Annotated in this window: 19 protein-coding genes and 3 pseudogenes; 9 read left to right on the top strand and 13 right to left on the bottom strand. The window is 64.9% G+C overall.

From position 1 onward, the window contains the following. The first annotated feature begins 113 nt into the window (after positions 1-113). Both GT370_RS07510 and GT370_RS07515 read left to right on the top strand, forming a co-directional pair. A pseudogene (locus tag GT370_RS07510) lies at positions 114-946 on the top strand (undecaprenyl-diphosphate phosphatase). Beyond that, the gene (locus tag GT370_RS07515) at positions 943-1,704 is read left to right on the top strand and encodes a GDSL-type esterase/lipase family protein (protein ID WP_008492407.1); all 762 of its coding nucleotides are present in this window, start codon (positions 943-945) and stop codon (positions 1,702-1,704) included. The pseudogene GT370_RS07510 and the gene GT370_RS07515 overlap by 4 nt, the downstream one beginning before the upstream one ends. Before the next feature lie 90 nt (positions 1,705-1,794). Here the strand turns inward: GT370_RS07515 and atpC are convergent, their stop codons facing one another. The 6 genes from atpC to GT370_RS07545 form a co-directional block, all read right to left on the bottom strand. Further along, positions 1,795-2,211 carry an ATP synthase F1 subunit epsilon gene (gene atpC, locus GT370_RS07520; RefSeq protein WP_026439990.1) on the bottom strand — a complete coding sequence of 139 codons (417 nt, stop codon included), beginning with the start codon at positions 2,209-2,211 and terminating at the stop codon, positions 1,795-1,797. Between the two features lie 3 nt (positions 2,212-2,214). Then, complete coding sequence (atpD, locus tag GT370_RS07525; RefSeq protein ID WP_008492404.1) at positions 2,215-3,648, bottom strand: F0F1 ATP synthase subunit beta; 1,434 nt, start codon at positions 3,646-3,648, stop codon at positions 2,215-2,217. 10 nt (positions 3,649-3,658) lie between these two features. Further along, a complete protein-coding gene (locus GT370_RS07530) occupies positions 3,659-4,534 on the bottom strand; it encodes a F0F1 ATP synthase subunit gamma (protein WP_008492403.1) in 876 nt (291 codons plus the stop codon). A 4-nt stretch (positions 4,535-4,538) separates the two neighbouring features. Then, positions 4,539-6,071 (bottom strand): F0F1 ATP synthase subunit alpha, encoded by a 1,533-nt coding sequence (gene atpA, locus GT370_RS07535; RefSeq protein WP_008492401.1) that lies wholly within the window; start codon positions 6,069-6,071, stop codon positions 4,539-4,541. A gap of 1 nt (position 6,072) precedes the next feature. Beyond that, positions 6,073-6,636: an ATP synthase F1 subunit delta gene (atpH, locus tag GT370_RS07540; protein WP_008492399.1), complete on the bottom strand. Its 564-nt coding sequence runs from the start codon at positions 6,634-6,636 to the stop codon at positions 6,073-6,075. A gap of 220 nt (positions 6,637-6,856) precedes the next feature. Continuing rightward, a complete protein-coding gene (locus GT370_RS07545) occupies positions 6,857-7,381 on the bottom strand; it encodes a DUF2889 domain-containing protein (RefSeq protein WP_270184151.1) in 525 nt (174 codons plus the stop codon). Between the two features lie 63 nt (positions 7,382-7,444). Between GT370_RS07545 and GT370_RS07550 the strand changes: the two genes are divergently transcribed. From GT370_RS07550 to GT370_RS07560, 3 genes are all read left to right on the top strand, one after another. Beyond that, positions 7,445-8,227: an MFS transporter gene (locus GT370_RS07550; protein WP_270184152.1), complete on the top strand. Its 783-nt coding sequence runs from the start codon at positions 7,445-7,447 to the stop codon at positions 8,225-8,227. Beyond that, positions 8,227-8,496, top strand: coding sequence for a hypothetical protein (locus GT370_RS07555; RefSeq protein ID WP_270184153.1), 270 nt, complete (start codon positions 8,227-8,229; stop codon positions 8,494-8,496). The genes GT370_RS07550 and GT370_RS07555 overlap by 1 nt, the downstream gene beginning before the upstream one ends. A gap of 61 nt (positions 8,497-8,557) precedes the next feature. Continuing rightward, the gene (locus tag GT370_RS07560) at positions 8,558-8,818 is read left to right on the top strand and encodes a hypothetical protein (RefSeq protein WP_270184154.1); all 261 of its coding nucleotides are present in this window, start codon (positions 8,558-8,560) and stop codon (positions 8,816-8,818) included. 31 nt (positions 8,819-8,849) lie between these two features. Here the strand turns inward: GT370_RS07560 and GT370_RS07565 are convergent, their stop codons facing one another. After that, on the bottom strand, positions 8,850-9,116 hold the full coding sequence (locus tag GT370_RS07565; protein WP_008492396.1) for a hypothetical protein: 267 nt from the start codon (positions 9,114-9,116) through the stop codon (positions 8,850-8,852). A gap of 400 nt (positions 9,117-9,516) precedes the next feature. Between GT370_RS07565 and GT370_RS07570 the strand changes: the two are divergent. Next, positions 9,517-10,547 (top strand): annotated as a pseudogene (locus tag GT370_RS07570) (aspartate-semialdehyde dehydrogenase). A gap of 110 nt (positions 10,548-10,657) precedes the next feature. On the opposite strand, the gene GT370_RS07575 reads toward GT370_RS07570, so the two are convergent. Further along, a complete protein-coding gene (locus tag GT370_RS07575) occupies positions 10,658-10,882 on the bottom strand; it encodes a DUF1127 domain-containing protein (RefSeq protein WP_039884660.1) in 225 nt (74 codons plus the stop codon). Between the two features lie 103 nt (positions 10,883-10,985). On the opposite strand from GT370_RS07575, the gene GT370_RS07580 reads away from it, so the two are divergent. Next, positions 10,986-11,885: a LysR substrate-binding domain-containing protein gene (locus tag GT370_RS07580; RefSeq protein WP_008492393.1), complete on the top strand. Its 900-nt coding sequence runs from the start codon at positions 10,986-10,988 to the stop codon at positions 11,883-11,885. A gap of 21 nt (positions 11,886-11,906) precedes the next feature. On the opposite strand, the pseudogene GT370_RS20775 reads toward GT370_RS07580, so the two are convergent. Next, a pseudogene (locus GT370_RS20775) lies at positions 11,907-12,616 on the bottom strand (SIMPL domain-containing protein). Between the two features lie 157 nt (positions 12,617-12,773). On the opposite strand from GT370_RS20775, the gene GT370_RS07595 reads away from it, so the two are divergent. Then, positions 12,774-13,481: a hypothetical protein gene (locus tag GT370_RS07595; RefSeq protein WP_008492390.1), complete on the top strand. Its 708-nt coding sequence runs from the start codon at positions 12,774-12,776 to the stop codon at positions 13,479-13,481. 9 nt (positions 13,482-13,490) lie between these two features. Here the strand turns inward: GT370_RS07595 and ispD are convergent, their stop codons facing one another. Together ispD and rph are read right to left on the bottom strand one after the other, a co-directional pair. Next, entirely contained in the window at positions 13,491-14,168 is a 678-nt protein-coding gene (gene ispD, locus GT370_RS07600) for a 2-C-methyl-D-erythritol 4-phosphate cytidylyltransferase (RefSeq protein WP_008492389.1), read from the bottom strand. A 163-nt stretch (positions 14,169-14,331) separates the two neighbouring features. Then, a complete protein-coding gene (gene rph, locus GT370_RS07605) occupies positions 14,332-15,045 on the bottom strand; it encodes a ribonuclease PH (RefSeq protein ID WP_008492388.1) in 714 nt (237 codons plus the stop codon). Between the two features lie 51 nt (positions 15,046-15,096). Here rph and hrcA point away from each other — a divergent pair, with 51 nt between their 5' ends. Beyond that, entirely contained in the window at positions 15,097-16,164 is a 1,068-nt protein-coding gene (gene hrcA, locus GT370_RS07610) for a heat-inducible transcriptional repressor HrcA (RefSeq protein ID WP_008492387.1), read from the top strand. Between the two features lie 79 nt (positions 16,165-16,243). Here hrcA and GT370_RS07615 read toward each other — a convergent pair whose 3' ends face one another. Further along, positions 16,244-17,389 (bottom strand): trypsin-like peptidase domain-containing protein, encoded by a 1,146-nt coding sequence (locus tag GT370_RS07615; RefSeq protein WP_333490029.1) that lies wholly within the window; start codon positions 17,387-17,389, stop codon positions 16,244-16,246. Further along, positions 17,383-17,802, bottom strand: a complete 420-nt coding sequence (locus GT370_RS07620) for a hypothetical protein (RefSeq protein ID WP_270184158.1) — start codon at positions 17,800-17,802, stop codon at positions 17,383-17,385. Before GT370_RS07620 ends, GT370_RS07615 begins: the two co-directional genes overlap by 7 nt. Positions 17,803-17,925 lie beyond the last annotated feature (123 nt).

Below are 17,925 nucleotides of genomic sequence, written 5' to 3' on the forward strand. Positions count from 1 at the left end.
TCGGGACGGAGATGATTCAGACATGGGCCTCGACTTAACGGCGCGGGAAAATTCTGCGAAGCAGCAAATGGGGCGTCCGGCTTGACCGCGCCATAGCTGAGGGGATGATTTTCATGGATTTATTGCATGCCGTGCTGTTTGCCATCCTGCAGGGGGCGACGGAACTCTTCCCCGTCAGCTCGCTGGGCCATGCGGTGGTGGTGCCGGCCCTGCTGCATTGGCATGTGGACCAGGCGGCGCCGAGCTTCCTGCCTTTCCTGGTGATGCTGCATCTGGGCACCGCCTTCGGGCTGATCGCCTATTTCTATGTGGAATGGCTGGTGATGGCGCGCGGCGTGCTGGGGCTGGGCTATGAGGCCGAAAACGCCTCCGCCCGGGCGCTGCTGGGCAAGCTGATCGTCGCCACCATCCCGGCGGTGATCATCGGCGCGCTGCTGAAGAAACATATCGCCCATCTCTTCGCCAGCCCGATGATCGCGGCCGGGTTTCTCATCCTCAACGCCATCGTGCTGCTGGCCGGCGAGCGCCGGCGCGGCCAGCCTTTGCGCGGCACCACCATCGGCTATGTGGACGCGCTGATCATCGGCATCTTCCAGTGCCTGGCCTTCCTGCCGGGGATTTCGCGCTCGGGGCGGCCATCGTCGGCGGGTTGCAGCGCGGCATCTCCTATGCCGGGGCGGCGAAATTCTCCTTCCTGATGGGCACGCCGGTGATCCTCGCCGCCGCCGCCGCCGAAGTGCCGAAGCTGATCAAGGCGCATGAGCTGCATGCGCTGTTCGGCATCTCGCTGGTCGCCGCCATCGTCTCCGGCATCGTCGCCTATGCCAGCACCGCCTTCCTGATGCGCTATTTCAAGGATCATGATGAGTGGGCGATGAAGCCGTTCGCGATCTATTGCGCGCTGGCCGGCGTGGCCTCGCTGGCGCTGCTGTGGGGCGGGCTGTGAGGCGCGCTCTGCTGGCGGCCGCCCTGCTGCTCGCCCCTGCCTTCGCCCCCACCGCCGCCCAAGCCAAGGTCAATCTCGCCGAGGCGCCGATCGGCCGCACCGACCTGCCCTGGTGGAATGCCCGCTGGCACGCCACGCTGGTCGAGAAGGCCGCGCATCCCAACGCCAGGCTGGTCTGGCTGGGCGATTCGATCACCTATTACTGGCAGCGCCAGGGCGGGCATGGCTATGACGACATCAAGCCGGTCTGGGACAAATATTACGGCGCCTACGACACGCTGGATTTCGGCTTCATCGGCGACACCACCGCCTCGCTGATCTGGCGGCTCGACCATGGCCAGGTGGCAGGGCTGCACCCGAAGCTCGCCATCATCCTGATCGGCGCCAATAATTTCGGCCGGGTACATTGGGACGCCGCGATGACGGTGCCCGGCATCGAATCCGTGGTGGCGAACACCCAGAAGCGCCTGCCCGGGGCGCATATCCTGCTGCTGGGCGTGCTGCCCTGCATTCGCGGCCCCTGGGTGGATGCGCAGACCATCGCCACCAACGCCGATCTCGCCAAGCACTATGAGGGGAATGAAGGCGTCACCTTCGTCGATCTGCGGCATCTGTTCATCAAGGACGGCAAGGTCGACGCCTCGCTCTTTGTCGACCCGCATCTCACCCCACCGGAGCCGGCCTTGCATCCTGACCGTGAGGGCATGACGATGATCGCCCAGGCCATCGCCCCGATCGTGAAAAAATACGAGAACTGACAGCGCTCGGAGTCCACCGCTGCGCCGGCCCATAAAAAAGGCGCCCCGCGAGGGGCGCCTTAAGGTTACTCAGGGAGCAACGTAAAAATTTCAGGCCGCGGGCGCGAGCGCCACGCTATCCACCATCGCCTGGGCGGAGATCAGCGTATCTGAGGCTTCGCGATAGGCGTCGGCATCCTGCAGGTTCACCGCCGCGAAGGCCGCCTCGGCCTCCGCCAGCTTCGCCTGCGCCGCCGCCGGATCGAGATCAGCCTGGCGGATGATCTCGTCCGCCAGCACCGAGCAGCGGCCTTCCGTCACCTCGGCGAAACCGCCGGTGACAAAAAAGCGGTCGGTGATCTTCCCGGCCTCGTAGATATCGACCAGCCCGCCGCGCAGGCTGGTGACCAGCTTGGAATGGCCCGGCAGGATGCCGAGATCGCCTTCCGTCCCCGGAACCACGACCATGTCGACCTCACGGGCCAGCAGCAGCCGCTCCGGGCTGATGATTTCCAGGGCCAAGGGCATGGATCAGGCCTTCGCCGCCAGGGCTTCGGCCTTGGCGATCGCCTCGTCGATGCCGCCGACCATGTAGAAGGCCGCTTCCGGCATATGGTCGTAATCGCCATTCACCAGGCCCTTGAAGGAGCGGATGGTGTCCTCGATGCCGACGAACACGCCCGGCGAACCGGTGAAGACTTCGGCGACATGGAACGGCTGCGACAGGAAGCGCTCGATCTTGCGGGCGCGGGCCACAACCAGCTTGTCATCCTCGGAGAGCTCGTCCATGCCCAGGATGGCGATGATGTCCTGCAGGCCCTTATAGGTCTGCAGAATGCGCTGCACGTCGCGCGCCACCTTGTAGTGCTCCTCGCCCACAATGCGCGGGTCGAGCGAGCGGGAGGTGGAGTCCAACGGATCCACGGCCGGGTAGATGCCCTTTTCGGCGATCGCGCGGTTCAGCACGGTCGTCGCATCCAGATGCGCGAAGGTGTTGGCCGGGGCCGGGTCGGTCAGATCGTCGGCGGGCACGTACACGGCCTGCACGGAGGTGATGGACCCCTTCTTGGTGGAGGTGATGCGCTCCTGCAGGGCGCCCATATCCGTCGCCAGGGTCGGCTGATAGCCCACCGCGGAGGGGATGCGGCCCAGCAGCGCGGACATTTCCGCACCCGCCTGAGTGAAGCGGAAGATGTTGTCCACGAAGAACAGCACGTCCTGGCCTTCCTGGTCGCGGAAATACTCGGCCATCGTCACGCCGGAGAGGGCGACGCGGGCGCGCGCACCCGGCGGCTCGTTCATCTGGCCATAGACCAGCGCGACCTTGGAACCGTCGGTGGTGCCGTCCTCGTTCAGCTTGATGACGCCGGCATCGATCATTTCATGGTACAGATCGTTACCCTCACGGGTCCGCTCGCCAACGCCCGCGAACACGGACACACCGCCATGGCCCTTGGCGATGTTGTTGATCAGCTCCTGGATGAGCACGGTCTTGCCCACGCCGGCGCCGCCGAACAGGCCGACCTTGCCGCCCTTCAGATATGGAGCCAGCAGATCCACCACCTTGATGCCGGTGACCAGGATCTCGGCGGAACCGGCCTGCTCCTCGAAGGAGGGGGCATCGTTATGGATCGGCGCGCGGGCGGTCGCCACGATCGGGCCGCGCTCATCGATCGGCTCGCCGATCACGTTCAGGATGCGGCCCAGCACGCCCGGGCCGACCGGCACGGAGATGGCGGCCCCGGTATCGGTCACGGACTGGCCGCGGACCATGCCGTCGGTGCTGTCCATGGCGATGCAGCGCACGGTGCGCTCGCCGATTTCCTGCGCCACTTCGAGCACCAGACGGCGCTCGCCGATCTGGGTCTCCAGGGCGTTCTGAATGAAAGGCAGCGCGCCGTCGAACTGAACGTCGACAACAGCGCCATTGATCTGGGTCACACGGCCGGTGTTGTTGCTTGTCATGTCTATGTCCTCAAACGGCTTCCGCGCCGGAAATGATTTCAATCAGCTCTCTGGTGATGTTCGCCTGACGGGCCCGGTTATAGCTCAGCGTCAGCTTCTTGATCATCTGGCCGGCATTGCGGGTGGCGCTGTCCATCGCGGTCATCTGCGCGGCGTAGAAGCCGGCGGCGTTTTCCAACAGGGCCGCGTAGATCTGCACCGCCAGATTGCGCGGCAGCAGACGGTCCAGCAGCGTGCCGTCATCCGGCTCCACCTCGTAATTATGCTCCATCGCGTTATCGTTCGCGTTGGGCGCCGCGGCGGGGATCAGCGGCTGCTCGACCGGCTTCTGCGTCATCACATTATGGAAGCGGTTGAAGATCAGCGTCACGGTATCGTACTCGCCGGCCTTGAAGCCGCGAATGATCTCCTGCGCCACCTCTTCCGCATCCGCGAAGGTCACGACCTTCTTGCCGACGAAGTTCTTGGTGCCGGTGATGCTGCCCCCCATGTCGCGGCGCAAACTGTCATTGCCCTTGCGGCCGAGCGCGAAGATTTTCACTGTTTTGCCTTCGGCCGTGAGCTGCGCCGCCTTCTGGCGCACCTGCTTGGCGATATTGGCGTTGAAGCCACCGGCCAGACCGCGATCCGCCGTCACCGCCAGCAACAAATGGGTCTGGCGCTTGCCATTGCCCACCAGCAGCTTGGAGGCGTTCGGGTTGCCCGCCTCGGAGGCGGCCAGGGCCGCCAGCATCTCCGCCATGCGCACGGCATAGGGGCGCGAGGCCTCGGCCTGGGCCTGCGCGCGACGGAGCTTGGCCGCCGCCACCATCTTCATGGCGCTCGTGATCTTCTGCGTCGATTTGACGCTGTTGATCCGGTTGCGCAGGGTTTTCAGCGAGGGCATGGGCTTATCCGAAGGTGCGGAGCAGGGTCTCGATGAACGCGATCAGCGCCTTTTCCGTCTCGGGCTTGATCTGCTGGTCGGCCTCGATCGCGTTCACGATCTCGGGCGCGTTCACCTTGATGTCGGAAAGCAGCTGCATCTCGAACTGGCCGATCTTGTCCACCGCGACGCCGTCCAAATAGCCACGGGTGCCGGCAAACACGGAGATCACCTGCTCGGCAACCGAGAGCGGCTTGAACTGCGGCTGCTTCAAAAGCTCGGTCAGGCGCGCGCCGCGGGCCAGCAGCTTCTGGGTGGCGGGGTCGAGATCGGAGGAGAACTGGGCGAAGGCCGCCATTTCGCGGTACTGCGCCAGGTCCAGCTTGATCTTGCCGGCCACCTGCTTCATCGCCTTGATCTGCGCGGCGGAACCGACGCGCGAGACCGAGAGGCCGACGTTAATGGCCGGGCGGATGCCCTTGAAGAACAGCTCGGTCTCCAGGAAGATCTGGCCGTCGGTGATCGAGATCACGTTGGTCGGGATGTAGGCGCCCACGTCGCCGGCCTGGGTTTCGATGACCGGCAGCGCCGTCAGCGAGCCCGCGCCATACTCGTCGGACATCTTGGCGGCGCGCTCGAGCAGGCGCGAATGCAGGTAGAACACGTCGCCCGGATAGGCTTCGCGGCCCGGCGGGCGGCGCAGCAGCAGGGACATCTGGCGATAGGCGACCGCCTGCTTGGACAGATCGTCATAGCCGATCAGCGCATGCATGCCGTTATCGCGGAAATACTCGCCCATGGCGCAGCCAGTATACGGGGCCAGATACTGCATCGGCGCCGGGTCGGAGGCGGTGGCGGCGACGACGATGGAGTATTCCATCACGCCGTATTCCTCCAGCGTGCGCACCAGCTGGGCGACGGTGGAGCGCTTCTGCCCGACCGCGACATAGATGCAGTACAGCTTCTTGCTCTCATCGCCAGAGGCGTTGACCGCCTTCTGGTTGATGATGGTGTCGACGATCAGCGCGGTCTTGCCGGTCTGGCGGTCGCCGATGATCAGCTCGCGCTGGCCACGGCCGACGGGCACCAGCACGTCGATCGCCTTGATGCCGGTCTGCATCGGCTCATGCACGGATTTGCGGGGGATGATGCCCGGCGCCTTGGTCTCGACCAGGCGGCGCTCGGCGTACATCACCGGGCCCTTGCCGTCGATCGGGTTGCCCAGCGCGTCAACGACGCGGCCCAGCAGCCCCTTGCCCACCGGCACGTCGACGATCTGGCCGGTGCGGGTGACGGTGTCGCCCTCGCGGATGGTCTTGTCGTCGCCGAAGATCACCACGCCGACATTGTCGGCTTCCAGGTTCAGCGCCATGCCCTTTAGGCCGGAGCCGGGGAAATCCACCAGCTCGCCGGCCTGCACATTGGCGAGACCGAACACGCGCGCGATGCCATCCCCCACGGAGAGGACCTGGCCGGTCTCGGCCACATTGGCTTCGGTGTCGAAATCCGCGATCTGACGCTTCAGAATCTCGGAGATTTCGGCGGGACGGATCTCCATATCAGGCAGCTCCCTTGAGAGAATAATTCAGCCGGTTAAGGCGCGATTTGAGGGTGGTGTCGTAGAGCTTGTCGCCGATCTGCAGGCGCAGACCGCCGAGCAGCCCGGCATCGAGCTTTTCAATCAGCCGCACGGTGCCATGGCCAGCTTCGGCCAGGCGGGCGGTGAGCTGGGCGCGCTGGGTATCGGACAAGGCATGGGCGGAGGTGACCACCGCGACGGCCTCGCCACGCTTGGCGGCGGCATAGGCGGCGAAGCCCTCGATCAGCATCGGCAGGTCGCGCAGGCGGCGATTCGCGGCGACGACGCCGACAAAATGCCGCACCAACGTGGACACGCCCTGCGCCGCCAGCGCCTCATCCAGCGCCTTGCCGGCCTTGCCGGCATCGGTCAGCGGGTTGGCGATCAGCGCGGCGAGAGGCTTGCTCTCCTTGATCAGGCGGCCCAGCGCCGCGATCTGCTCGATGGTCTGGTCCAGCGCGCCTTGCTCATGCGCCAGCGCGTACAGCGCCGCAGCATAACGCCCGGCCAGGCCAGTGACACGATTATCCGTGATATCGACCAAAGTTTATCCTGCCTTGTTGCCGTGCTCTGAAATATAATGCCTCTTGCAAGGCTTGGCGGGGCAGTAACATAGGGTTTCCGCCGCAGCAAGGCCATAAGTGCCCCGCCCCCGCAAACGGCGCTTCAAGCCCTTGGTTTGTGTCAGTTTGGCGCAGAGAGTTCCGCCTCCGCGCGCAGCCTCGCCACCACCGGCCCGGTTTCATTGTAAGAGTGGCACGTATTCAGCAGCGCCGGCGCGAGGCCCGGCTTGTCCTTGCCCTCCCCCCGTCCGGCCCGTGATTGAGCACGGAATAGCGGGTCTGGTAGGCGGTGGTGGCCACCGGCTGCAGCAATTCGCGCAGATGTGTGCAGCCCTCAACCCCGCCCACGCGCTGCGCGGCGGCGCGCAAAAACCCCTTGCCGATCTTCAACCCGACCAACCGCGCCATATTCGGCGCGGTTTGCGGGCATATATTATAGGGTGTCGAATCCATCGCCGCCTCGCAGGCGACGATTTCCATCTCCTCGACGGTCAGGGTCATGCGAATCCACATATCATGCAGCGGCACCCCGGCGGGGATGCCGGCGCGGTCGATATTGGCCATGCTGTAGCTCTTCACATCGGTCATCCGCGCCTCGACCTCGATCAGCCCGTCCTCGCGCAGATAGCCTTGCAGCGTCACCTCGCGGGTGTGCAGCAGGCGGCGGGGGCGGTGGCGGCGGAGAGAGGCATACTTGTTTCCTATGGCTGGGCCCGGCGCGGGCAATCTTGCCAAAATCCATGCCATGGCCAAAAGGGTCAGCACAATTGCCGATAAGGATGATCAGCCATGGACGGGCAGGCAGAGCCGCGCCGCTATAGCCACGCCGAGCGCCTGCGCGTCGTCCAGGGGGTGATGCTGTGCATGCTCCTGGCCGCGCTGGACCAGACCGTGGTGCTGCCCGCCATCCCGCAAATGGCGCAAAGCCTGCACGGCCAGACGCATCTCTCCTGGGTGGTCTCGGCCTATCTGCTCGCCTCCACCGCCACCACCCCGCTTTATGGCAAGCTCTCGGATCAGTTCGGCCGCGCCAAGGTGCTGGGCCCGGCTCTCGTCGCCTTCGTGCTCACCAGCCTCTTCTGCGCCATGGCCTGGTCGGTGCCGGCCTTGCTGCTGGGCCGGGCCTTGCAGGGGCTGGCCGGCGGCGCGCTGATCACCGTCTCCCAGGCGGCGGTGGCGGATGCGGTGCCGCCGCGCGAGCGCGGGCGCTACCAGGCCTATTTCGCCTCGATGTGGGCGCTGGCCTCCGGCGCGGGGCCGGTGGTGGGCGGCTGGCTCGCGCAAAACCTCTCCTGGCGTTATATTTTCTGGGTCAATCTGCCGCTGGGGCTGTGCGCCCTGGCGCTATGCATACGCGGGCTGAAGGATCTGCCGATCAATGGCCGTCGCGGCCGGTTCGATCTCAGCGGCGCCGGGCTGCTGATCGGCGCCAGCACATTGCTGCTGATGGCGATCAGCCTGGGCGGGTGGATCTGCGCTGGCTCTCCTGGCCGGAAGCGGGGCTGGTGCTGGCCGGCCTGCTCGGACTCCTCGCCCTGCGCGTCCAGCAGCGGCGCAGCCCGCACCCGCTGATGCCCTCCGGCCTGCTGATCCGGCTGCGCGGCACCATCGCCCTCGCGGCGCTGAATAATTTCGCCCTGTTCGGCGCCATCTTCATGTTCCCGCTGCTGCTGCAGCGTTTCTTTCATGACAAGCCGGCCCAGGCCGGCATCGAGCTGGTGCCCTTCCTGCTCACCGGCGTCGCGGGGCCTATACGGCCGGACAGATCGCCCGGCGGACGGGCAAGCTGCGGGCGATGTTCGTCACCGGCACCAGCCTCGCCTCCACGGCATTTCTGGTGATGACGCTCAACCCGCTCTTCGCCCCGGTGCCGGTCTCGGCACTGATTGGCTTCGGGTGGGGATGCTGCAGCCCACCACCATCCTTGCGGTGCAGGCGCTGACCGATCTGCCGGAAATCGGCATCGCCACCGGCATGCTGCTGCTGTTGCGGGCGATTGGCGGGGTGTTCGGCGCCACCTTGGCCGGCGCCGCCCTGGATGGCGGCTTTGCCGACCCGGTCAGCGGCTACCGGCTGGGCTTCGGGCTTTGCCTGGCGATGGCACTGGGCGGGCTGGCTTTGAGCTGGCGGATGCGCGAGATCACGCTGCATAACGGCCCCTGAGACAGCCAGGCGCCGCACACCGCCCGGGCGCTCAGTGGCCCAGCGCCGGAAACACGAAATGCACCAGCAGCACCGCGGAGAAAATCAGGGTCAGCCAGCCGAGAAACGCCCCGAGCACGCGCATTACCATCATCACGGCCAGCGCCACGATGAAAATCAGAATACAGACCTGCCATTGCGGCTGATAGATCCCAAGGCCCTGCATGCCGGCCAGCAGAATATTATCGATGCTCGCCGCGATACCCAGCACCAGCCCGATTATGCCCCAGAACATGCCATTGACCGCGCCGCCGCCCATTGCACCCCTCTCCTGGTATGGTTCTGCCATCTCGAATGCCTAAAAAGCCACTCAAGTTTTAGTGATTCGTTCCAGATTTTTAACTTTTTTGGGCGCCGGCAACCGCTTGATCCAAAGCAGCCACGGCGATGGCGCCGATGCCACCCAGCCCAGCGCCATTGCCGCACAGGGCCAGCCGGGTGGGTAATACCGGAAAAACGGCCCAGGGCGGCGCAGTGCGGTGTGAGCGTTCGCGTTCAAGTCAGATGTCCAGGCGTTCATATGCGCCTAAAATGGGGCGCTGTGCCCCACACTTATGCTATTCACGCATCCCCCCTCGCACTCTGGCGTGAAACGCTTGCGCGCAAGCACATTTCGCCGTAACCCCGGTGCCCGAACTTTTATTTTTGGAGTAAGCGTCATGTCCTACAGGGTTGCGGTCGTCGGTGCCACCGGTGCGGTGGGGCGCGAGATCCTGAAAACCCTTGCCCAGCGCGACTTCCCCGTCTCCGAGGTGGCCGCCCTGGCCTCCGGCCGTTCCGCCGGCCAGGAAGTCTCCTTCGGCGAGGATAAGGTGCTGAAGGTGCAGAATCTGGAAACCTTCGATTTCACCGGCTGGGACATCGCTTTGTTCTCCCCCGGCGCCTCCGTCTCCGCCATTCACGCGCCGCGCGCGGGGCGGCCGGCTGCGTGGTGATCGACAACACCTCCCAGTTCCGCATGGACCCGGACGTGCCGCTGGTGGTGCCCGAGGTGAACCCGCAGGATATCGCCCTGCACACCAAGCGCAACATCATCGCCAACCCGAACTGCTCGACCATCCAGATGGTGGTGGCGCTCAAGCCCCTGCATGACCGCTTCAAGATCAAGCGCGTGGTGGTGAGCACCTACCAGTCCGTCTCCGGCGCCGGCAAAGAGGGCATGGACGAACTCTACAACAACACCAAGGTCTCCTTCGTGAACGAGAAGGGACGCGCCCAGGTGTTCCAGAAGGATATCGCCTTCAACGTCATCCCCCAGATCGACGTGTTCATGGATGACGGCGCCACCAAGGAAGAGTGGAAAATGGCGGTCGAGACCAGGAAGATCCTCGACCCCAACGTGCCGGTGATCGCCACCTGCGTGCGCGTGCCGGTGTTCATCGGCCATTCCGAGGCGGTGTTCGTCGAATTCGAAAACCCGGTCTCGGTGAAGGAAGCCCGCGAGGCGCTGGCCAAGGCGCCGGGCATCGTCGTCGAGGATAAGCGCGAGCCGGGCGGCTATATCACCCCGATCGAGTGCCAGGGCGAGGACGCGACCTTCGTCTCGCGCCTGCGCAAGGACCCGACGGTGGAGAACGGCCTGGCCTTCTGGTGCGTCTCCGACAATCTGCGCAAGGGCGCGGCGCTGAACGCGGTGCAGATCGCCGAGGTGCTGATCAAGCAGAAGCTGCTGAAGAAGCAGGCGGCGTAAGGGCGCACTGCACGACGAAAAAGAGCGGCCTCGGGCCGCTCTTTTTTTGGCAAAGACTCTGGGGGCTTTTTGAAAAAAGCGCCCCAGACCCCCCAAAAATTTTTGATTTTTTAGCGCGGGCGGGGCGTGTCGTCCCAGGGTTTGCGGTTGACCTCTTCCAACGCTTCGGCGTGGGAGAGGCCGATATCGCCAAGCATGCGCGCATCCATGCGCATGATCGCCCGCCGCCCCACGATCACATTGCGCATCCGCATGATCCGCGCCCAGAGCCCGTTCGGCCGCGTCACCGGGTGCGGCGATGCCGCCGCCTTCACCCGCTCGGCAATGCTCAGCATGGTCTTCACTCCGTGTGTTGTTTCACTGACGGAAAATCTAGGCGCACGGGTTGAATAAGAAAAACGAATTGTTTTTATCATAAAAATCACATAATCTTATCCTATGCCCCTCCCCGCCGGTCTCGACCCCGATTTGTTGCGCGCCTTCATCTATGTGGCGGAGGAGCATAACTTCACCCGTGCGGGTACGCGCGTGGGCCGCACCCAGGCGGCGATTTCCATGCAGATGCGCAAGCTGGAGGAGATTCTGGGCAAGACGCTGCTCAAGCGCGGCCGGGGCGAAGGCATCGAGCTGACGCCGCACGGGCAATATCTGCTCTCCCGCGCGCGCGAGCTGCTGGTGCTCAATGATTCCATCTGGTCCGCCTTCCAGGCGCCGGAGATCAGCGGCAAGGTGCGTCTGGGCACCCCGGATGATTACGCCCTGCAATTCCTCCCCGGCGCGCTGCGTCGCTTCGCCCAGACCCATCCGGCGGTGGAGGTGGAGGTGGTCTGCCTGCCCTCAACCGAGCTGATGGGCCGGCTGAAGGCCGGGCAGCTGGATCTGTCGCTGATTTCCGAAGGGCATGAGACGCGCAACTGGCCGGCACAAGAGCTGATTCGTGGCCCGCTGGCCTGGATCACCTCCACCCGCTTCGCCCCGCACAAGCTGGACCCGCTGCCTCTGGCGCTGGCCGAGCATGATTGCAGCTGGCGGCGCGCCGCCTTGCGCGGGCTGGATGAGGCCCACCTGCCCTATCGCATCGCCTATGTCTCGGGCAGCGCCATCGGCTCGCTGGTGCCGGTTCTGGCCGGGTTAGCGGTGACCTGCGGCATTCCCAACCGGCTGCCGGAAGGCACCCGCGCCTTACGCCCGGGCGAGGACGGGCTGCCGAAACTGCCGGATTTCTGCGTGCTGATGCTGAAGGGCAAAAACGCCCCGCAGCCGGTGACCGACCGGCTGGCCGAGCATATCGAGGACGAAGCAACACGCGAGGCGCAAACCGCCGGCTGGGCGGCTTAGCCTCGCATGAAGCGCGAAGCTCTAATTCCCGGTGCTGGTCAGCTCGATCTGCGCCGACACGCTGGCGCTGATGGTCACCTTGTCAGGCGCCAATTGCGGCGCCGCGGCGGCGGCCTTCATCATCATCACCCTGGGACCGGGCGGCAACGGCGCGGAGGCGCCATTCACGCTCAGCTGCTTCAGCGCGCCGACCTTTTTATGCAGCGTATCGGCAATATCCGCCGCCTCGGCGCGCAGATGCGCCAACGCGTCGCGGATCGCATCGCGCTGCGCGCTCTGCCGCCCGGCATCGGAGAGTTCGCCGCTGAGCCCGTTCAGCAGCAGCCCATCCGCCTGCAACTGGCCGAGCAGATCGGTAAACGCCTTGTCCGGCACGCCGCCTTTATCCGGCTGGGTCAGGGTCAGGCTCTGCGTCGCGGTGAATTGCGGCCGGGTTTGGCCGTTCGGGTGCTGGCGTAGCTGTTATAGCCGCCGGTGGTGGCCACCACATTCGGCAAGGCCTTTGCCGCGGCCAGCGCCTTGCTCATCGCCTGGTTCACCTTGGCCTGGGCGGCGGCGGCGTTCGGCGCATCCGCCTGCACATTGAACTGCGCCACCGCCTCATCCGGCTCGACCTTGACGCTGCCTTCGGCACTCAGCGACAGATTGGTCTGCGCGGACGCGGTCTGCGCCGCGGCGGGCAGCGCCAGCGCGCTGAGAACCGGAACCAGATAGATGATTTTCGGTGCCATATGTCGCTCCTCCAGCAAAGCGACTCGAATTTAGGCGCAAACCCCAGCCCGCGCCAGAACGCGCCTTGCACCAAGCCTGGCTAAAATTATTTCGAATTGCTATATATTGCGATAAAAGAATGCCGAAACCATCAAAAAGGCCTCGTCGGAGCGTTTCATGCGGGTTTATCAATGTCCTTTCAATGTTGCCGATCTTCTGGATCAGAATAAAGCCCACCACATCATCGATACCTTTGCGAGCGTTTCCCCGCCCCTGGTCGAGAACAGGGAACGCTACTCCCCCATGCTGATCGATTTCACCGGCGACAAAGGCTTGGCGCTCTACGCCAGGACCATGACCACGTTGATCGACGGCCTCGCCAGCTGCACCGGAAGGCTCTTCGAAAGGCCGATTTCCGGGCAGGTCTTCGTCTGGGCCATGCGGGTCGGTGACAGCAGCAAGCATAAGAGCACCACGCTCAGCGGCGTGCGTGGCGGCATGCAACAGCTCAGCAACAACACCGTCAAATTTGGGCTGGTCAAGGCGACGAGCGGGGTGGAGGGGCTGACGAACTGGCTGAGGGGCACGTCAAAGAAGCCCCTCACGAATAAGGTAATCAGCGGTCTCGATTACGACCAGTATCTCCAGCGCGATGGCGGCGGCGTGAGCCGCGGAGTCCTTAATCAACGGCAAATGAACATGGCGGAAGGCCATGCCACCGCGCTGGTCATCCCGGCCAAATTCAGAAATGAATTCAGCATGGATGTCATCTCGCCGATCGATAACGGGAAGGTCACGATGGCCTCCATCGCCAAGCTGGTGCGGGTGATGAAGACCAAGCTCGACAAGGCCGGGCCCAGCCGGGAAGGCGGGATTTACGACTGAGCCGTGCCTTCAGCCGGCCAGCATGGCCTCGGCCCGAAGCAGATCGGCGGCGGTGGTGATCTTGAAATTATCCTCCGCCCCGAGCACCATCTCCACCCGCAGCCCGGCATGCTCGGCGATCATCGCATCGTCGGTGAAATCCGTCTCCGGCGCGGTCTGCACCGCGTGGCGGTGGGCCTTATAGATATCCTGGAAGCGAAAGCCCTGCGGGGTTTGCGCGCGCCAGAGCCCGGCCCGGCTCACCGTGCCGGCAACCACCCCGTCCTGCACGCGCTTGAGCGTATCGGCGAGCGGCACGCCGACGATGGCCGAGGCGCCGCGCCCGAGCACCTCCAGCACCGCCGAGATGGTCTCCAGCGCGATGAAGGGGCGCACCGCGTCGTGGATCAGCACATTATCCGGCTTCAACACAGCGATCGCTTCCAGCCCCAGCCGCACGCTATCCTGCCGTTCCTTGCCGCCGAAGCGCACCGCCAGCAACTTCTCCAGCCCGTCGGTGGCCTCGTCATACAAAGCCTGGTCGTCCGGGTGGATCAGCACCTGCACCGCGTCGATTTCCGGATGGCGGGTGAGGGCCTGGATGGTGTGGCGCAGAATCGGCGCCCCTTTAAGCGGCAGATATTGCTTCGGCAGCGGCCCGCCAACGCGATAGCCCCGCCCCGCCGCCACAATCAGCCCGATATTCATAGCCCCTGCCCTTCTCACCCAAATTTGCAAAAGTTTTTGGGGGTGTGGGACTTTTTTCAAAAAGTCCCCACAAACGTTCGGGGTGTTGACGACGGCGTTGTCACCGCCCCAGACGTTTTCGCCGCTTTTTTGAAAAAAAGCGGCACCAAAAAACTTTTATACCTTAACCCAACGCCGCTTTCTGGGCCTTGAACAACTCCGCCGTCCCCTGCCGGGCCAGGCCCAGCAGCTTGTTGAAGGCCGCTTCGTCAAAGCTGGATTTCTCCGCCGTCGCCTGGATTTCCACAATCCCGCCCGCGGCCGTCAGGATGAAATTCGCATCCGCATCCGCCGCCGAATCCTCGGCATAATCCAGATCCAGGACCGGATGGCCCTGATAAATCCCGCAGGACACCGCCGCCACCTGCCCCAGCATCGGCATGGATTTGATCACGTTCTTCGCCTTCAACTGCCGGAAAGCCAGCACCATCGCCACATAGGCGCCGCTGATCGCCGCACAGCGCGTGCCGCCATCGGCATTCAGCACGTCGCAATCCAGCGTCACGGTGATCTCGCCCATCGCCTTGCGGTCGATCACGGCGCGCAAGCTGCGCCCGATCAGCCGCTGGATCTCCTGGGTGCGGCCGGATTGCTTGCCCCGCGCCGCCTCGCGCTCGCCGCGCGTATGGGTGGCGCGCGGCAGCATGCCGTATTCGGCCGTCACCCAGCCCTCGCCCTGGCCGCGCATGAACGGCGGCACCCGGCCCTCGACGCTGGCGGTGCACAGCACCTCGGTGCGCCCCATGCGGATCAGCGCCGAGCCCTCGGCATGATGGGAAAACCCGGTCTCGATGGAGACCTGGCGCAGGGCGTTGAATTCTCTGCCGGAGGGCCGCATGATCTGACTCCTTACATCTGCTGCGCCGTGCTATTATCCGAGCCTAGCCCGATGGACCATAGACAGAAATCCCCTCCGCCCCGGCTCCCGCCCGGGCTCGACATCCGCTCCGCCGCCGTGCTGCGCGAAATCGTCGAACAATATGTCGAAACCGGCGAGCCGGTGGGCAGCCGCACCCTTTCGCGCCTGCTTCCGCACAAGCTTTCGCCCGCCACCATCCGCAACGTGATGGCGGACCTCACCGATGCCGGACTGCTCTTCTCCCCCCACACCTCCGCCGGCCGGCTGCCGACGGATCGCGGCCTGCGGCTGTTCGTGGACGGGCTGCTGCAATTCGGCGAGCTTTCGGAGGAGGAGCGGACCAATATCAACCTCGCCCTCGCCGGCTCCGGCCGCTCGATGCAGGATACGCTGGCCCAGGCCTCCACCTTGCTCTCCGGCCTGTCCGCCGCCGCCGGGCTGGTGCTGGCCCCGAAGGGCGAAGGGCCGGTGAAACATATCGAATTCGTGCCGCTCTCGCCGGGGCGCGCGCTGGTGGTGCTGGTCTCCGCCGATGGCCAGGTGGAAAACCGCATCATCGAAACCCCGCCCGGCCTGCCGCCCTCGGCCCTGCAGCAGGCCAGCAATTTCCTCAACGCCCAGCTCGCCGGCCTCACCCTCACCGAGCTGCGCGGCCGGGTACGCGCCGAGCTGACCGCCGACCGCAGTGCGCTGGACGAGCTGACCAGCGCCGTCATCGAAGCCGGGCTCGCCACCTGGGGCCAGGAAGGGCGCTCCGGCTCGCTGATTCTGCGCGGCCAGGGGCGGCTTTTGGAGGATATCGACCAGCTCGAAAAACTATCCGCCATCCAGGCTCTGTTCGAGCGGCTGGAAACCGAGGAGACGCTGCTGAAGCTGCTGGATCTGGCCGAGGAATCGGACGGGGTGCGGATTTTCATCGGCGCCGAATCGGGGCTGTTTGGCTCCGCCGGCGTCTCGATGATCGTCGCCCCGGCGCGCAACGCGCAGGACCGGATCGTGGGCGCGATCGGGGTGATCGGGCCGACGCGGATCAATTACGGGAAGATCATTCCGGTGGTTGACTATACCGCGCGGGTGATCGGGCGGTTGCTGGGGTAATAAAAAAGGCCGGTGCCCTGGCACCGGCCCGTGCGGGGAACTTTTTGGAAAAAGTTCCCCGCACCCTCAAAAACTTTTGTCAGTTTCCGTTTTTGCCGTCGCCCAGGGCGATGCCGACGAACAGAGCCTGGCCCTGGCGGACGATGCGCAGCGCCACCGCATCCGCCCCGCCCTTGCGCGCGGCCTTGATCGCGTTCACCGCCTCATCCGGGCTGTTCACATCCGTGGCGCCGACGCCGACCAGCAGATCGCCCTGCTGCAGCCCGGCCTGATCCGCCGGCGAGTTCGGCTTCACATTCACGATCACCGCGCCCGAGGCATCATCCGGCAGGTTGAGCTGGTTGCGCAGATCCGGCGTCAGCGGCGCCAAGGTCACGCCCAGCGCCGCCGGCGAGGCATTCTGCTGGCTTCCGCCATTGCCGCCATTGCCGTGCTCGAAGCTGGCATCCGGGTTGCTCGGCATCTCTTCCACCGCAACGCTGACATCCTGCGACTTGCCACCATGCAGATAGGTGATGTCGGCCTTGCCGCTCGGGTCGATATTGGCGATGTCCTCGGCCAGATCGCCCGGATTGGTCACGGCCTGGCCGTTCACGGCGGTGATCACGTCGCCCGCCTTCAGCCCCGCCTTGGCGGCCGGGCTGTTCGGCGCCACGGCGGCGATCAGCGCGCCATCCTTGTTCGGGTTGCTCATCGGCAGCTTCAGCGCCTGCGCCATCTGCGGCGAGATCATCTGCGCGGAAACGCCGAGGAAGCCGCGCGTCACCTTGCCATGCGCCACCAGCTGGGTGACCACGCGCTTGATCATATCGGAGGGGATGGAGAAGCCGATGCCGACCGAGCCGCCGGAGGGCGACAGGATGGCGGTATTGATGCCGATCACCTGGCCCTTCTGGTTGAAGAGCGGCCCACCGGAATTGCCTTCATTGATCGGCGCATCGGTCTGGATGAAACGGTCATACGGGCCATCGCCGATATCGCGGCCCAGGGCGGAGACCACACCGGTCGTCACCGTATTGCCCAGCCCGAACGGGTTGCCCATCGCGATCACCCACTGGCCGGGCTCGACATCCTTGGAATCGCCCAGCTCGACATAGGGCAGCGGCTTCTTCGCGTCGATCTTCAACACCGCCAGATCGGTCTTGGGATCGGTGCCGAGGATCTTCGCCGGGTAGGTATCGCCATTGGAGAGCGTTACCGTCACGGTCTTCGCGCCCTTCACCACATGGTTATTGGTGACGATGGTGCCGTTGGCATCGATGATGAAGCCCGAGCCCTTGGCCTCAACCGCCTGCGGCTGCTGCTGCGGGCCACTGAAGCCAAAAGGAAAGCCGGGGGAAAGCCAGGGATCTGCGGGAAGCCCGGCGGCAAGCCGTTCTGCGCCTGGGGCCCGGAGCTGCTGTCATCGGCGGCCTGGTCCAGCTTCAGCTTCACATCGACGGAGACCACCGCCGGCATCACCGCTTTCACCAGGGGCGAGAAATCTGGCACCGGGGTGAAATTCTTCTGCACCACCTGGGTCGCGTCCATGGACGGGTCGGCGGCCCTCGCCGGCACAACGCTGACAGCAGCCAGGGCCGTGGCGCCCAGCAGGGCAAAAGCGGAAGCCGTGGCACGCGTCCGGTATTGTTTGATCATGATCTATCTCCTGCGTCTGACTGGACAATGGGGCCGCTGAACGGCGATGTGTGACTTAAATGCCACTAGGGGGCGCGATCTCAATTGTAACAGCCCGGGGGTTACATTTCTTCACCCCCCATG

It is taken from the genome of Acidocella sp. MX-AZ03, assembly GCF_027626035.1.
Taxonomy (GTDB): Bacteria; Pseudomonadota; Alphaproteobacteria; order Acetobacterales; family Acetobacteraceae; genus Acidocella; species Acidocella facilis.

Coding starts and splice junctions, on each gene's coding strand:
- atpC (WP_026439990.1), bottom strand. CDS start 2,211: ATGCCCTTGGCCCTGGAAATCATCAGCCCGGAGCGGCTGCTGCTGGCC.
- atpD (WP_008492404.1), bottom strand. CDS start 3,648: ATGACAAGCAACAACACCGGCCGTGTGACCCAGATCAATGGCGCTGTT.
- GT370_RS07530 (WP_008492403.1), bottom strand. CDS start 4,534: ATGCCCTCGCTGAAAACCCTGCGCAACCGGATCAACAGCGTCAAATCG.
- atpA (WP_008492401.1), bottom strand. CDS start 6,071: ATGGAGATCCGTCCCGCCGAAATCTCCGAGATTCTGAAGCGTCAGATC.
- GT370_RS07550 (WP_270184152.1), top strand. CDS start 7,445: ATGGACGGGCAGGCAGAGCCGCGCCGCTATAGCCACGCCGAGCGCCTG.
- GT370_RS07555 (WP_270184153.1), top strand. CDS start 8,227: ATGCCCTCCGGCCTGCTGATCCGGCTGCGCGGCACCATCGCCCTCGCG.
- GT370_RS07560 (WP_270184154.1), top strand. CDS start 8,558: ATGCTGCAGCCCACCACCATCCTTGCGGTGCAGGCGCTGACCGATCTG.
- GT370_RS07565 (WP_008492396.1), bottom strand. CDS start 9,116: ATGGGCGGCGGCGCGGTCAATGGCATGTTCTGGGGCATAATCGGGCTG.
- GT370_RS07575 (WP_039884660.1), bottom strand. CDS start 10,882: ATGCTGAGCATTGCCGAGCGGGTGAAGGCGGCGGCATCGCCGCACCCG.
- GT370_RS07580 (WP_008492393.1), top strand. CDS start 10,986: ATGCCCCTCCCCGCCGGTCTCGACCCCGATTTGTTGCGCGCCTTCATC.
- GT370_RS07595 (WP_008492390.1), top strand. CDS start 12,774: ATGCGGGTTTATCAATGTCCTTTCAATGTTGCCGATCTTCTGGATCAG.
- ispD (WP_008492389.1), bottom strand. CDS start 14,168: ATGAATATCGGGCTGATTGTGGCGGCGGGGCGGGGCTATCGCGTTGGC.
- rph (WP_008492388.1), bottom strand. CDS start 15,045: ATGCGGCCCTCCGGCAGAGAATTCAACGCCCTGCGCCAGGTCTCCATC.
- hrcA (WP_008492387.1), top strand. CDS start 15,097: ATGGACCATAGACAGAAATCCCCTCCGCCCCGGCTCCCGCCCGGGCTC.
- GT370_RS07620 (WP_270184158.1), bottom strand. CDS start 17,802: ATGATCAAACAATACCGGACGCGTGCCACGGCTTCCGCTTTTGCCCTG.